Here is a 14,943-nt window from a genome sequence, read left to right as displayed (position 1 = left end):
TATTCAGAAAGCCTGGATTCTTAACGGCCGCAACGTCCGCAACGGCCGCCGCACCCTCCGCACCCTCCGCAACGTCCGCATCCACCACAACGACCACCGCAACCAAAGCAGCCAAAGCATAAGAAACAGCCAAAACAACCAAAGCCACCACCCACACCAATGAATTGTCGAGACGAATCATCCAAATTGTACTGGGTTTGCTCCCAAGGAACTGGCTGACTTACCTGGAAATCCTCTACATTCAACATTTGCAATTGATTTTGAAACTCATTCATTTATATAACCTCCGTATATTCATTAATAATGTAACGCCTTATAGCAGGAAAGAGAAACAGAACAAAATAGTCCGGGAATTCACACCGTGTCATGCACTCCCTTCAACAAAATATGTAAGGCTAGTGGGGATTGCCACTGATTCAAAAGCCTATTTTTATCATATTCAAGTACTGACTTCCCATCTTTTTCGGGAAGCCCGTGAATTGGAGCAACTTCCGACTGTTCACCTTGGCAACGGTAGGTTTATTTGGATCCTGAACGCCATGAGCTGCATCATTTATACCTCCAGACGGCTACGAAGCTTGTTAATCAGTAGCAAGGAAAAGTTGTACTATACAAAAAAAAGACCCTAATGGGTCAATTTTTTGTTGGAACTATAAGTTTAAATTGAATTCAAATAAGGCTTACTTATCAAAAAAAGCAATGCGCAACTTTTTTCTGATTATTAATGCGGAAATAAGCATTAATAATATAATAATTATAAAACCGTTATCATTAATAATATTAATTTAGAAAAATTATATTTTTCAACAATAACTCTCCTTTATTTCACGACATGGGCATTTTCTTTGTCAATATGTACGAACACACGAACTAAATGGAACGGCCCCTTAATTCTGCAGTTGTTCATAACGATTCCAGTTTACCGATTTTTCCAGCACGATTGATATCAATACTCCCATTATGAGCCCGTTCGTCAAAAAGGGCTGTAAAAGCGTGGGAACATTCGAGAATGCATTAGGCAGGATATTCATCAAACTCACTCCAATCAATACTGGTACGGCAAGCCTGAATATCGTGTCTGAAGTGAAATACTGACCCTTGACGCTGTTGAAAGCCGTACCGAACAGTTGAAGGTAAGCAACGAACAATACTGCATTCCCGACTGTAATCGGCATGGTGGCCAGGAAAGAGATGAAAGGAGGAATAAGACCAATTATAGTCAATAACAAGCCTCCAAATAAGAAGGGCCTCCGCTCATAGATTTGAGTGCTCTGCAAAAATCCGATGGATGAAGTAAAAGGTGTATACGGAACAAGGCCAAGTACCGGAGCGAAAATGGTAAAACCGCCAGTCATGAATAAAGAATTTCGATACTGCTTGTGTTCAGCTTCATCACCGATTAATTCCGATGCGGCCTGAATGGAAGCGAACGTATTGCACAAATTCAGTAATCCTGCAAAAAAGGAAATCGCTATTATCCCGAATTCCAGGTTTGGAGCACCTAATGGGAAAAATGAAAAAGCGGCACCCGTAGTGGCCATTTCTCCCCCGGCATCCGGAAATAGCAGCACGTAAAAAATCCATCCCACGATAATCCCGATCAATATGGAGAAATTGCTAATGGTCCTTGGTCCTTTTATTTTTAATATACTTACTAAAAGTACAATCCCCACTGATAGGAAACTGACGGGGATGTTAATTTCCCCATTCTCCGTAATCCCCAGCATCCCCTTAAAAAAGACAAATATGAGCTGGAACGTCAGAAGGAATAAGTAAACCGTCATGACCATCGGAGTAAAAATCTTCTGGACATAAGAAATCAGGTTGAAGGCAGAAATGATGAGGGTCACGACACCGGCTGCAATGAGGCCAGTAGCAATTCCCCCTCCGATCTCAGCATAACCGAGACCTATGGACGGTGCAGATAACCCTAAATTCAACATCACTCCCCATAATAGACCGGAGTGGCCTTCCATAAGCGGATACTTATGCCCCTTCCACCCCTGAAACACGCAAGCGATCCCGGTGAAAATGAGCGAGCTTCTCATGGTCATTTCCGTAACATTGGGAGGAAGATCAAAAGCTGCGCCAATCGATATCGGCACTACTACCGTATTTGCAAAAATAAAAAATAACCATTGAAAAGAAGAAAATAGAGTCACAGATGATCCCCAGCTTTTCATAGTTTCCATCTCCTTTGAACATGATGCTTTTCAAGCTATGGTGATTCCTTCCATCGCTTTCCCCTTAAGCGAAGACGAAGGACACTACCCATGGTTAATAAAACGCTTCCTCCAGATCGTCATGCTAGCAATATTTTAATAGTAACCGCTATCATGCATGGAATCTATGGGAAGCAAGGAATTAAAGAGTCATTGTTAACCAGCCGTTTTTTGAGTCGAATTCATTTTATCTCTTTAAAGTGTATAGGGCAATAACGATAATGAAATAGGAGGGAAATCCTTAACCAAAATAGCAAAAAAAATGACTTTCCCAGCATATAACACAAGTTAGTAAAAGTACACGAGATCGGAAAATGATGAACAGCCAGCTTGCCTAGCCTTACATTGACCAAAACGAAAAAGGAAATCCGGAAGTATCCAGAGATCCTTTTTGGGTTAACCTTACAAGTCAATTGACTGCTTTTGTTTACTCAGTGAACCGGAAACGATGTTTCCCTTGTAAATGACAGCTTTGCGCTCAGAACGCCTGGCAACTGCTTCAGCAGAACAGCTGGCGTCAATTAATACCAGGCTTGCAGCATCCCCCACCTTCGGCCATACCTGGTTACCATTTTCATCTAATGGGGTTTTTCCGCCAGTTATATGCCTGAGTGTTTGGGATAGGGAGACTTCATCAACCCATTTGAAACGTTCTGCCAGCCTGCCAGCTCTCTCTAAAATATCACCATTCCCGAGTGGTGACCATAAATCAAAGATATTATCATTACCTACAGATACCTCAACCCCTCTTTCATGTAATAAATCAACAGGGGGCATTTGTCTGTTAATCGGGACGCTGGTGACAATGGAAATCCCTGCATCCCTAAGAATGTCAGCCAGCTCATAGGCTTCTTCTTTGGATACATCACCAATACCAAATGCATGGCTTACAGCTACCCTGCCTTCCCAGCCTGCTTGCTTCGTTAGAGCTGCCAAACGCTTCATCGTGAACGTACCCAGGTGTCCAGGGTCATGTAAATGCAGGTCAACATCGGCATTCGCTTCCACTGCTAAATCCATCAATTGGACCAGGGATGCTTCAATATCGTTATCGATTGTGGCTGGATCGACTGCCCCTACGATTCCTGCTCCGTTTCGCAATGCCTCTCTGACAAGCTTTGTAGAATCAGACCGTAACAATCCGTGCTGCGCAAATGCGACTATCTCTGAACTTAGTCTATTAGAATAACCAGCAAGTGCCTGTTGTACTTGTTCTAAGTTTTGCAATCTCACTTCCGGGTAGATATCAACATGAGTCCGTACATGAGTGGAGCCCGAAGCTAAAAGTATTTCCAGTAAAGATTCAGCACGTTTACGTGTGCTGCTTCCAATAGTAGGAAGCACCTTCTTCTCATTTTCAAAGCGTTCAGTGACACTTGATGAAGGAGTGCACGCTCTCCATATATCTCCCATCAAGGTCTTGTCAAGATGTACATGCTTTTCAATGAATGAAGGAAGCACCAGCAATCCTTTTGCGTCTTCCCAAGGTACATCGGTAGAAATGGGCTCCCCATCTTTGACAATCTTCGTGATCCTTCCATCCTCTATTAATAGATGAAATAGCCCAGTTATTGTGCCTGTAACTCTTTCATTCTCTTTTTGGTAACCACATTCCAAACGTGCATTCTTTAACCAATAGATTGTATTCATGCCCTTCATCCCTTCCTGTAATAGACATTAAATTCTCAGTTCAAAGCCGTTGCACCGGTCAGTCCACCGTAAACCAAATTTCCTTTGGCAATCACCGCTGCACGCCTGGATCTCCTGGCAACTGCCTCCGCAGAACATGAAGCATCTACTAATACAACACTTGCATCATCTCCAACATTCGGCCATAAACGGTTACCTTTACGGTCGAGTGTCTTAGCCCCGCCCGTAATGAATTGGAGGGATTGAGACAAAGCATATTCATCCTTCCAGTTGTATCTCTCAGCTAATCGGCCTGCCTTTTCCAGCATATCTCCTGTCCCGAATGGAGACCAGGAGTCATAAAAACCATCACATCCAAGCGCTACATGTACACCCTTTTCATGCAGTAAATCAATCGGGGGAATGATTCGGTTTATCGGAACGGTGGACATGATGGCCATCCCTAAATCTGATAAAAGGCTTGCCAGTTCATGGGACTCTTCAATAGAAACATCACCAAGTGCAAAAGCATGGCTGACAGCCACTCTGTTTTTCCACCCTGCTTCATCGATGAAAGAAGCCAGTTTCTTGATTGTATAAAATCCCAGATGACCTGGATCATGTATATGAATATCAATATCTGCATCAAATTCAACAGCTAGATTCACCATTCCATATAAGGAAGCTTCTATATTATTGTCCACTCCACCCGGATCCAAGCCACCCACTAAGGAAGCCCCTTCTCTCATCGCTTGTCTCATTAACGCAGTTGAGTTCGTTCGGAGCAACCCGTGCTGCGGGAACGCCACGATCTCATGTGTCATTTTACCGTTGAAGCGATCTAGCGCTCTCTGAACTTCATCCAAATTCTTCAAACCAATGTACGGGTCAATATTAACATGCGTCCTGACATGCGTTGCCCCGCCTTTTAACAAGAGTTGAAGCATCTGCTCAGCTCGGTGCTGTCCTGTTCGTGCAAGTTCTGGAAGCTCCGCCGCTTCTAATTTTAACCGCTCCATTAAATTCGCAACCGGTGTGCATGATTTCCATGGCAGTCCTAAATAGGTCTTGTCAAGATGGTTATGCATCTCTTTAAATGCAGGAAGTGCCAGCAGCTTTCCTGCGTCTTGAACGGGCAGATGAGTTTGCAAAGGAACATTAGCCAATTGAATTTCCTTTATGACCCCATCATTTATATACATATTATATAAGTCGGTCTTCGTTCTATCGATTCTCTCATTCTCAAAAACATATCCACTATCAAGTGTAACGTTAGTAAGCCAGTATGATTTATACATTACATCACTCTCTTTAATAGAAGATTAGACACCTGTCGTCTCAAAAGATGAAATAGATCCGCTTACAACGTTGCCCCTGAAGATGACTGCGGCACGTTTTGACCTTCTAGCCACCGCTTCAGCTGAACAGCTTGCTTCAAGCAGAACGATATTCGCCTCATCCCCAACATTTGGCCATGTCTTGACTCCTTCTTGGTTTAATGGGGTCTTCCCTCCTGTTATGAATTGCAGACTTTTAGCTAAAGAACGTTCGTCAATCATACGGAACCTCTCTGCAAGGCGACCAGCCTTTTCAAGATTATCCCCGATGCCAAACGGTGTCCAATGGTCAGTGATGCTGTCATTACCCAGTTCAACTTTTACCCCTTTTTCGTGGAGCAAGGGGATCGGGATTGTTCTGAAGATAGGCACAGTGGATGTTATGGATATTCCTAATTCCGAAAACCTTTCAGCTATACTCGTTGCCTCCGGAACTGAAAGATCGGCCAAACCACTGGCGTGGCTAACCGTTACCCTTCCTTGCCACCCTGCGTCTTCCGTCATGGAAGCAAGACGCTGCATCGTAAAGAGGCCAAGCTGATCTGGATCATGTAGATGGACATCGATATCCGAATTCGATTCGACGGCAATATCCATGATTGTTTCAAGAGACCGCTCTATATTTTCATCAATGGAGGCAGGGTCCACTCCACCTACAAGATTCGCCCCATACTTCATGGCCTCCCTGATTAGTCCTACGGAATTTGAACGCAATAGTCCATGCTGCGGGAATGCAACGATTTCATACGTCAATTTATCTTTATAACCTTCCAACGCTTGTATAGTAGCCTCTAAATTTTTCAAGCCTATAACTGGGTCTACATTACAATGGGTGCGTATATGAGTGGATCCGAAATCCAATAATAAATCCAGCATTTTTTCTGCTCTTTCTTTGGCAGTTGGCAATAATTCAGGAAGTAAAGTCTGCTCTTCCTCTATCCGGGTTTTCACACCATTAATTGCAGGCATACAAGCCTTCCAAGGACCACCATAGTACGTTTTATCAATATGAATATGCATTTCTTTAAACGAAGGGACCATCAACAGGCCACGCACATCATACTGTGGGTTTTGATCTGTTATAGATTCCTTTTCAGATATAATAGAAGAAATTTTTCCGTTTTCAATCCTAACGTGGTAATTTCCGGTTGCAGTACCAGTAATCGTTTCATTTTCATTATAAGTAAATCCATTTTCCAAGCGTACATTCGTTAACCAATACGATTGTGACATTAAACTCACCCTTCCACTCCAGATTGAACATGCCTCCATTTCATTATAATTGTAAAGGCCATCAATTAATTTCAGAATTTTTACTCGTTTTTAAGTTATTTTTACTTATTGTGCCAAAAGAAAGGTTCACCCTAAATGGATGAACCCCTTCTTCTAATCTGATCATCATTTAATCGTTACTTCATTTATATCTAAATAGCCTGAAGGACTGATTGAAAACCCTTTTACTTCTTTCCCGACTGCGGCAACATTTTCAATGACCCTTACCGGGATATATGGAGTATCACCCATCTCGATTTCCTGTGCCTCTGCGTATAGCTCTTTCCTTTTTTCTTCCCCTTTTTCTTTTCTGGCGGCATCTATTAAATCGTCAACCTTTTGATTGCTGTAAAAGAATGTATTCCCGGCCGCTCCCTGTGAATTCGTATGGAAAAGATTATATTGATTATAATCAGCGTCTCCAGTCGCGTTTCTCCAGCTGATGATGAACATTTCCGATTGCCCTTTATTCACTTGTTCCACGAACGATCCGTACTCCATGACCTGTACCTTCAAATTGATTCCGATCCCTTTTAGTTGGGATTGAAGGACTTCTGCCAAGTTGACTCTTTCTTTACTGTCCATCGTTAGGATGGTCGCGTCCAAACCTTTTGAATAACCTGCTTCAGCCATCAATTTCTTCGCTTCTTTAAGATTGTAATCATAGGCTTTCAGATTAGCGTTGTACCCGAATACTTTAGAGCCCATTAAGGAGTTCGCCTTTACACCCACATTATTAAAGACACCTTTAATGATCGAATCCATTTCAATGGCATGGGCAATGGCTTTACGAACCCGTACATCATTAAACGGTTCATTATTGACATTGAACCCTAAATATTCGGTACCATAGCCTTCACTGCGGTAAACATCCATTGCCGTTGAGGATTCCACCTGGTCCATGACAGCGATGGGAAGAGGTTCCGCGATTTGCGCTTCACCCGTCTCTATCATTGATATCCTCGTTGAATCTTCTGGGACGACCTTGAAGATGACCTTATCCACTTTTGGTTCATTTCCCCAATAATTTTTGTTTTTTAACAATGTGATTTCTTGGCCCGGGGACCATGAGTCAAAAACGAAAGGACCGGTTCCATTGGGTTCTTGGATAATCTTTTTTCCATACTTTTCAATGGTTTTCGGACTGATGATTCCGCCTTCGTGATTCGCCAAGATGGATAGCAGTGGAGAAAAAGGTTCCTTTAGAATGAATTGCACGGTATATTCATCTATCGGTTTCACTTCTTTTACCATTTCGAATACTACCGCTCGCGGAGAGGCAACCTTCGGATCTAAAAGTCTATCAAACGTTTTTTTGACCGCATCTGCATTAAATGGTGTGCCATCATGAAACTTTACATCTTCCCTAAGCTTGAATTCCCAGGTCGTGTCATTTACTTGCTTCCATTTTTCTGCTAGCATAGGCTGTATTTCACTATTCTTATCTCGCTGTACAAGACCCTCATAAATTTTATGGTGAGTGACACTAGCGGCATTAATCGTTGACATGAACTGCTGATCCAAATTCTCAGCATCTGATAAACGGGCAATAACCAAAGTCCCCCCTTCCTTAGATGCTTTGTTTTGATCACTTGCTGTTGTGCCTACGTCCTTATTGGAAGAACAGCCAGTAATTATGAAAACCATGAACATGACTAGAAAAAGCTTTCTTATCCCCTTTTTTAACCCCATGGACTTGGACCTCCCGATTTCATTTTTTTATCATTTATCTAATTATAGGAAATATTCTGACTATTATTTTTGAAAATCTTTACTATCTTTTTCAATTTCTTTACTTGTTTTGGAAATGATATTTACGCTTTTGCATGACTGATCGATTCTACGACCCTAAATGACGACTGGAACAATTCTTTCTCTGGAAGCTTCTGATAATCTCTTTCCATATATCCTCTTCTCATCCTATCAAAATACTTTTGTCCTTTATATTTGATCTCATTTATATCAAGATTGGGGATTACTTGATCTTTCATGACTATTTTTCCGTTTATGATGGATAATTTAACGTCACTCCCAGATCCACTTACGAACATGGTCCGAATGGGATCATCGGTTACACCCATATGATAACTGTCCAAGTCCACCACAATGATATCCGCTTTTGCCCCTGCGGCAATGCGGCCAAGATCGTTCCTGCCAAGAAAAGCGGCGGCATCAAGAGTGACTGACCGATAGAAATCGGCAAATGTAGAGCCTTCCACTTCTTTTTCCACAATTCGTGAGAGCATGCTGCCTGACCTGATGTTCTGGAACATATCCGGAGGGAATGTATCTGTTCCAAGTGCTATATTGATCCCTGCCCTTTTATATTTAGCAAATGACTCTAATGCGGACCCATGCCGACCGATGATCAGCGGACAATGAATCACCGTTGTATTCGTTTCTTTTAGCAGCGCTAAGTCATCACCATGGCCATATTTGGCTTCACTATATCCGGAAACAAAATGGGCATGAGGGATCCCTGTCCTTGGACCAAGAAAATCCAGGTCATACAAATATTTAATGGGTGTGACACCAAAGGCTTCCCATATGGTGTTGAACTCAAAGCTTCCCTGGGCAGCATGAAGCTTTATCGGCACATCCAATTTTTCACTGTAATATTTTGTCTGTTTTAAAATATCTGCCGTTTGGGACTCGATACGCTCTGGCGCAAGCATCCCTCTGACCATGCCTTCATAGGCTCCATCGAATTTTCCTACAAATTCTACCGCTTTTTGTAATCCAGCTTCCCCAGCCTTTTCATCCCAATGCAGTTTTATCTTTCCATCAGGCTGGACAACTCTCATTCCGGATTGGAAACTCGGGCCCAGGTAAATTCTTAACCCCAATCCAGCAGCATGTTCTGCCGCAGATGCCAATTCATCATAGGTTTCAGCCCAGCTTTTATAAAAAACGGAAGTAATGGGCATGGCAGTCGTTACGCCATGTAGAATGAGCTGTGAATAAGCATATAAAGATTTAAAGGATTCTTCTTCCGCTGTCATCCATTCCTGATGACCGCTTTTTATATAATTCTCTGACCAGAGCAGATTTTTCTGTCTGTTGGTACCAGCTTCAAAATGTAAAATATCATGGTCAATGTCCCCTAATGCATTTAAATCAATGAACCCGGGACTAATAATAGCGTTTCCGGCGTCCATCACCTCGTCCACTTCTTCGGTATAATTTTTTCCGACATACACAATCGTGTCTTTTTCATAAACGATCTCTGCATTTTCCAAAATGACATGATCGGACCCATCATACCCAATTACATATCTTCCTTTAAGCTTGGTTTTCATCTCATTCCCCTTTCCACACTGTGACAGCGTGTTCTTTTTCGTCATATCTTTTTTCATCTACATAGGCCCTGGCGTGTCCCCAGAAGTATTTCGTCGGCTGCATATACTTTTCAAGCCCTGCCCGCTTTATCGTAGAAAAGGCCTCTTCATTGGCTTCGTTCAGCACTGTACTTTCATGAACGGTTCGTACATTCCTCCCTTCCATGATCAATTTCCCATCCACGATGACGTGCTCTACATCATTCGCCACTGCTTGAAATACAAGTCGATGAACGTGCATGAATTCAGGTGTCAGATGCGGCTGGTGCAAATTGACCGTGATGACATCCGCTTTCTTCCCGATTTCGAGGGAGCCGATTTCATCATCCCAGCCAATGCATTTCGCAGCATCTATCGTAATCATTTCCAAAAGCTTTCCTGGAGGTAAATAATAATAGTCCCTAAGTGCTGCTTGATGAACGAACTGTGTTTTCCTCATTGCCTGAAACATATCAAAACTTGTAGAAGGGGAAGTACCATCCGTCGAGATTGCTACAGTTGCACCCATTTCCAATAATTCGGTTATCGGTGTTCGGGCATGAACCTGACCAAAACCAGGTGATGCACTGACATTAGTACCTGTTTCCGCTAATATCCTTGCCTCATCGAAGGAAATACCACGACAATGCTGTAAATGGACATCTGGACCCAACAAGGCATTTTCCTTATCCTGTATCGCTAAATGAATCATCCCGCCAAAAGCGTCGGAATGGATCCTTGTGTCATATTTCCTGGCAATCTCCCTTATTCTTTTCGCTTGATAAAGATCGTGATGACTTAGCCCATAAAGTCTGTCAGGAGATGTGGGATTGGAAGGATCAACGGACGTAACGATGACAAATGGTGTAATGAAGGCTCTCGTGCGGTCTTCATTTGCATGATTCAGTGCTTCGATTACAGCTTCTGCCCCCTTCAATACTTCTTCATAGGAAACCTCCTTCACCACCCTTTTTCCGTCAACCCACCGGCTGAATGAATGCGGCCATGGGGGGTTGCAAGGACCCGTGCAGACAACCTCGCGAACACCCACTTCGGCGTATGCTTTTGCGTGATTGATTGCAAAGATTGGATCATCGGATCGCGGCATGGAACCTAAAACACTTACTCCCGTTGTCACACCCGCCTTTAATCTCTCAAGAGAGGAGAGTTTACCTTCGTAGTACCAAAAGTCATCTGTGACAAAATGTTTATACGTATTGGTCATGATGGGCATCCAAAAATCAATATTCTCCATCGCAATCGTTTTAAACATGGAATGCCCACCATGACCATGAACATCTATTAATCCAGGCAATATACATTGATGACTGCAATCGATCTCTTTTTTTGCCTCATACTTCAATTTCAGTTTTTCTGTTGCATCTACGTCTAAGATTCTTCCTTCGTTTATGGCGATGGCGCCATCCAAAAGTATCCGTCTGTTTTGATCCATGGTAATCACAGTCCCATGAATGAGCAGCAAATCAATCATTTTTCCTCTCCTAACCGAGAAGACAGCATAACGGCCTTATGCTGTCTTCCCTCTTTTGATAAATTCTCTACTTCACCGTTATGTCGTCGAGCATTAAGTAATTTGCCGGATTCAGCCAAAGTCCTTTAACCGTTTCTCCATAAACAGCCAGGTGTTCATAGTTGCGGATTGGAACATATGGCACTTCTTTTCTTTCAATCTCTTGTGCTTTCGAATATAGTTCCTTACGTTTATCGCCATCTGATTCCTTACGTGCGGTTTCAATCAATTTATCTACTTCAGGATTACTGTAAAACGAGCTATTCCCGGCAGCACCTTGGGATTTGCTATCAAAAAGATTGTATTGATTATAATCTCCATCCCCCGTAGCATTGCCCCAACCGCCAATTGAAACCTGGTGCTCACCCTTGGCAGTCGCGTCAATATAAGCCCCATACTCAAGAACTTGGATTTTGACCTTAATTCCAATTCCTTTTAATTGTGACTGTATGACCTCTGCCATGTTTATCCTTTCCTTGCGATCACTCGTCGTTAAGGTAATTTCCAAGCCATCCTTAATTCCTGCTTCCTTCAATAACTTTTTTGATTCATTAATATCATAATCGTACCCTTTAATATCTGGATCATAGCCAAAAACCTTCGGGCTCATTGTAGAATTCGCTCTCGTACCAACATCGTTATAAACGCCTTTAATGATGGAGTCCACTTCGATCGCATGCGCGACCGCTTTACGGACACGTACATCATCGAATGGCTTATTCTTAACATTAAAGCTTAAGTATTCAACGGCAAGCCCCTCTGTGCGATATAACCCCATCGTATCTGATGATTCAATTCTATCAATCTCAGTCACTGGTACTTGATCGGTCACATGTGCTTCACCCGTTTCAATCATCGCAATTCTCGTAGCATCTTCAGGGACAACCTTGAATACTACCCCATCAATCTTAGGTTTATCTCCCCAGTAGTCCTTATTTTTCGAAAGTTCAATCTCTTCTCCCGATTTCCACGATTTAAAAACAAATGGTCCTGTGCCCACAGGGTTTTGACCTAGTTTGTCACTATGTTCTGTAATGGCTTTTGGACTTAAAATGCTGCCTTCATTACTTACTAATATGGACAAAAGAGGAGCATAAGGATATTTCAGCTTGAATTGTACGGTCGTATCATCAACTACCTTGATTTCTTTGATCATTTCCAATTTACCCGCCTGTGGCGAAGATGTTTTTGGATCTAGTATTCTGTCAAAATTAGTTTTTACCGCTTCAGCATTGAATGGTGCTCCATCATGGAACTTCACTCCCTCACGCAGTTTAAACTCCCATGTTACATCATCGAGCTGTTTCCACTCTTTTGCGAGCAGGGGTTGTGGTTTCATGTTTTTGTCAGGAACAACCAATGTTTCATAAACCTTTTCATATACAACATTCGCTGAAGGAATATCAGTAATGAAGTGTGGGTCCAGGGTAGTTGCATCAGATAGTCGGGCTACGATCAATGTGCCCCCTGCTTTCGCTTCCCTCTCTTGTTCCTTGCTGCCGGTTTGATCTGATGTACATCCAGATAAAACCGATGAGATACCTATTAATGATGCAAATAGTAATCCAACCATGCCTTTTCTCATTATTTTTCCTCCCTTTCATACTTCCCTATGTTTTCCAATTACCTTTTTACGATAAGTACATCGGGCTTAATCAAATTATAAGAAAAAACAATAGTTTATATTTTCAGAATCTTTACTCATTTTTTTATTATCTTTACTGCTTTTGGCCATCATATTTACTTCGATACTTTTTTTGAATAAATTTAATGAAAGAAAAGGAGGAAGTGCCATGAAGCCAGAGGTCGTTATCAATAATACCAATTTGAATGTAAACAAAAAAAAATCTTCAAGACTGCAACGATGGACAGCCTTTTATAAAAAGTTCAAGCGAAATAAATTGGCATTGATAGGAGGATACATTGTACTTTTTTATATTTTACTAGCCATTTTTGCCCCTCTCATTTCACCACAGGATCCCTATGAAATTGATTTAGTCAATAAACTCCAGCCTCCCACAGCAGACCATTGGATGGGAACGGATGATAAGGGAAGGGATATTTTAAGCAGATTATTATATGGAACCCGTCTTTCATTAACGGTGGGATTTGTCTCGGTATTCTTCGGGGCGCTTATCGGCATAATCTTAGGATTAACAGCAGGCTACTATGGAAAATGGATCGATACCGTCATCATGAGGATCGTGGATGTCCTGCTTGCTTTCCCAGGAATATTGCTGGCCCTTGCCATCATCAGTGCTCTAGGGCCAAGTTTAATAAACGTAATGGTAGCAGTAGGTGTCTTTTCCATTCCTATGTTTGCACGAATTGTACGGGGTTCCACACTTTCAGTCAGGAGGCTTGAATATATCGATGCCATTCGCGCATTAGGAGCAACTGACTTCACGATCATTTTAAAACACATTTTCCCTAATATTCTTTCACCTGTCATCGTTCAAGCTACATTGCGCTTGGCTACTGCCATTCTATCGGCAGCCGGCTTGTCTTTCCTGGGGCTCGGAGCCCAGCCTCCTTCTCCAGAATGGGGAGCGATGTTAAGCAGCGGACGGGATTATTTATTCAGCGCCCCTCACATCGCTTTATTTCCGGGAATCGCCATATCAACACTTGTACTCGGATTCAATGTCTTCGGGGATGGACTTAGAGATGCCCTTGACCCAAGAATGAAAAAATAAGGAGGAGAGAATATGTTTGTATTCATTGTCCGGAGAATTTTGCAAACCATACCGGTATTACTTGGAGTAAGTCTTGTCGTTTTTCTCATCATGCAGATGGTTCCCGGAGACCCGGCAACCCTGCTTGCAGGTGAAGGAGCAACTAAAGAAACGATTGAAATGATTCGGCATCAGCTTGGCTTGGACCGCCCAATCCTCTATCAGTACTTTGACTATGTAATCCATGCTGTACAAGGGGATTTTGGTGAATCGCTTCGCAGCAGCCGCCCTGTTTTGGACGAGATTTTGGTCCGCTTGCCCATCACACTTGAACTCGCACTGGCAAGTATTTTCATAACCGTCGTCCTTGGAATGGTGGCCGGAATCATCTCGGCGACCAAGCAATACTCAGCAGCGGACATTTCCATCATGATCGTTGCGTTATTAGGAATCTCATTACCTAGTTTTTGGTTAGGTCTGATGCTTATCTACTTTTTTTCCGTTAATCTTCAATGGTTTCCTGTTTCAGGCTGGGGAACGTTTAAACACATGATTCTTCCCGCCATAACCCTAGGGGCAGGTGGTGCTGCAATTGTTGCCAGAATGACCAGGTCAAGCATGCTCGAAGTCGTTCGCCAGGATTATATTCGAACAGCAAAAGCCAAGGGATTAAAAGAACATGTCATCATTTATAAGCACGGTCTAAAAAATGCGCTCATCCCTGTCATTACAGTCGTTGGTCTTCAGTTCGGTGCCCTCCTCGGCGGTACCGTGTTAACAGAGTCCGTATTTGCCATCAATGGCCTTGGCAGATTAATCGTTGATGCCATTAGAACGAGAGATTTACCGATGGTTCAGGGCGGCGTCCTTATTGCATCCGTTATCTTTGTATTTATGAATTTAGCTGTAGATGTCCTCTATCGATACTTTAACAAGCGGATAGACTTAAATTAAGGAGGT

11 protein-coding genes are annotated in these 14,943 nt (G+C 42.6%); 2 read left to right on the top strand and 9 right to left on the bottom strand.

Annotated features, from left to right (window positions below):
• Nucleotides 1–20: 20 nt before the first annotated feature.
• From ACQKMH_RS00165 to ACQKMH_RS00125, 9 genes are all read right to left on the bottom strand, one after another.
• A complete protein-coding gene (locus ACQKMH_RS00165; protein ID WP_427585532.1) occupies nucleotides 21–275 on the bottom strand; it encodes a heterocycloanthracin/sonorensin family bacteriocin in 255 nt (84 codons plus the stop codon).
• A gap of 612 nt (nucleotides 276–887) precedes the next feature.
• Nucleotides 888–2,183, bottom strand: coding sequence for a uracil/xanthine transporter (locus ACQKMH_RS00160; RefSeq protein ID WP_427585531.1), 1,296 nt, complete (start codon nucleotides 2,181–2,183; stop codon nucleotides 888–890).
• A gap of 441 nt (nucleotides 2,184–2,624) precedes the next feature.
• A complete protein-coding gene (locus tag ACQKMH_RS00155; protein ID WP_427585530.1) occupies nucleotides 2,625–3,872 on the bottom strand; it encodes an amidohydrolase in 1,248 nt (415 codons plus the stop codon).
• A 35-nt stretch (nucleotides 3,873–3,907) separates the two neighbouring features.
• Entirely contained in the window at nucleotides 3,908–5,149 is a 1,242-nt protein-coding gene (locus ACQKMH_RS00150; RefSeq protein ID WP_427585529.1) for an amidohydrolase, read from the bottom strand.
• Between the two features lie 24 nt (nucleotides 5,150–5,173).
• Nucleotides 5,174–6,421: an amidohydrolase family protein gene (locus ACQKMH_RS00145; RefSeq protein ID WP_427585528.1), complete on the bottom strand. Its 1,248-nt coding sequence runs from the start codon at nucleotides 6,419–6,421 to the stop codon at nucleotides 5,174–5,176.
• Nucleotides 6,422–6,586: 165 nt separating this feature from the next.
• A complete protein-coding gene (locus ACQKMH_RS00140) occupies nucleotides 6,587–8,152 on the bottom strand; it encodes a glutathione ABC transporter substrate-binding protein (protein WP_427585527.1) in 1,566 nt (521 codons plus the stop codon).
• 122 nt (nucleotides 8,153–8,274) lie between these two features.
• A complete protein-coding gene (locus tag ACQKMH_RS00135) occupies nucleotides 8,275–9,759 on the bottom strand; it encodes an amidohydrolase family protein (protein WP_427585526.1) in 1,485 nt (494 codons plus the stop codon).
• A gap of 1 nt (nucleotide 9,760) precedes the next feature.
• Nucleotides 9,761–11,269: an amidohydrolase family protein gene (locus ACQKMH_RS00130; RefSeq protein WP_427585525.1), complete on the bottom strand. Its 1,509-nt coding sequence runs from the start codon at nucleotides 11,267–11,269 to the stop codon at nucleotides 9,761–9,763.
• 67 nt (nucleotides 11,270–11,336) lie between these two features.
• Entirely contained in the window at nucleotides 11,337–12,893 is a 1,557-nt protein-coding gene (locus tag ACQKMH_RS00125) for a glutathione ABC transporter substrate-binding protein (RefSeq protein ID WP_427585524.1), read from the bottom strand.
• A gap of 208 nt (nucleotides 12,894–13,101) precedes the next feature.
• Between ACQKMH_RS00125 and nikC the strand changes: the two genes are divergently transcribed.
• The gene (gene nikC, locus ACQKMH_RS00120) at nucleotides 13,102–14,004 is read left to right on the top strand and encodes a nickel transporter permease (protein ID WP_427585523.1); all 903 of its coding nucleotides are present in this window, start codon (nucleotides 13,102–13,104) and stop codon (nucleotides 14,002–14,004) included.
• Nucleotides 14,005–14,016: 12 nt separating this feature from the next.
• Nucleotides 14,017–14,937, top strand: a complete 921-nt coding sequence (gene nikB / locus ACQKMH_RS00115) for a nickel ABC transporter permease (protein ID WP_427585522.1) — start codon at nucleotides 14,017–14,019, stop codon at nucleotides 14,935–14,937.
• Nucleotides 14,938–14,943 lie beyond the last annotated feature (6 nt).

This window comes from Peribacillus sp. NPDC097895 (assembly GCF_050277555.1).
In the GTDB taxonomy this organism is placed as follows: Bacteria; Bacillota; Bacilli; order Bacillales; family DSM-1321; genus Peribacillus.
The sequence above is the reverse complement of the archived record's forward strand: the minus strand, read 5'-3'. Positions and strand labels throughout refer to the sequence as shown.

Excerpts from the sequence above, each read along its gene's own strand:
- ACQKMH_RS00165 (WP_427585532.1), bottom strand. The coding sequence starts at position 275 with ATGAATGAGTTTCAAAATCAATTGCAAATGTTGAATGTAGAGGATTTC.
- ACQKMH_RS00160 (WP_427585531.1), bottom strand. The coding sequence starts at position 2,183 with ATGAAAAGCTGGGGATCATCTGTGACTCTATTTTCTTCTTTTCAATGG.
- ACQKMH_RS00155 (WP_427585530.1), bottom strand. The coding sequence starts at position 3,872 with ATGAATACAATCTATTGGTTAAAGAATGCACGTTTGGAATGTGGTTAC.
- ACQKMH_RS00150 (WP_427585529.1), bottom strand. The coding sequence starts at position 5,149 with ATGTATAAATCATACTGGCTTACTAACGTTACACTTGATAGTGGATAT.
- ACQKMH_RS00145 (WP_427585528.1), bottom strand. The coding sequence starts at position 6,421 with ATGTCACAATCGTATTGGTTAACGAATGTACGCTTGGAAAATGGATTT.
- ACQKMH_RS00140 (WP_427585527.1), bottom strand. The coding sequence starts at position 8,152 with ATGGGGTTAAAAAAGGGGATAAGAAAGCTTTTTCTAGTCATGTTCATG.
- ACQKMH_RS00135 (WP_427585526.1), bottom strand. The coding sequence starts at position 9,759 with ATGAAAACCAAGCTTAAAGGAAGATATGTAATTGGGTATGATGGGTCC.
- ACQKMH_RS00130 (WP_427585525.1), bottom strand. The coding sequence starts at position 11,269 with ATGATTGATTTGCTGCTCATTCATGGGACTGTGATTACCATGGATCAA.
- ACQKMH_RS00125 (WP_427585524.1), bottom strand. The coding sequence starts at position 12,893 with ATGAGAAAAGGCATGGTTGGATTACTATTTGCATCATTAATAGGTATC.
- nikC (WP_427585523.1), top strand. The coding sequence starts at position 13,102 with ATGAAGCCAGAGGTCGTTATCAATAATACCAATTTGAATGTAAACAAA.
- nikB (WP_427585522.1), top strand. The coding sequence starts at position 14,017 with ATGTTTGTATTCATTGTCCGGAGAATTTTGCAAACCATACCGGTATTA.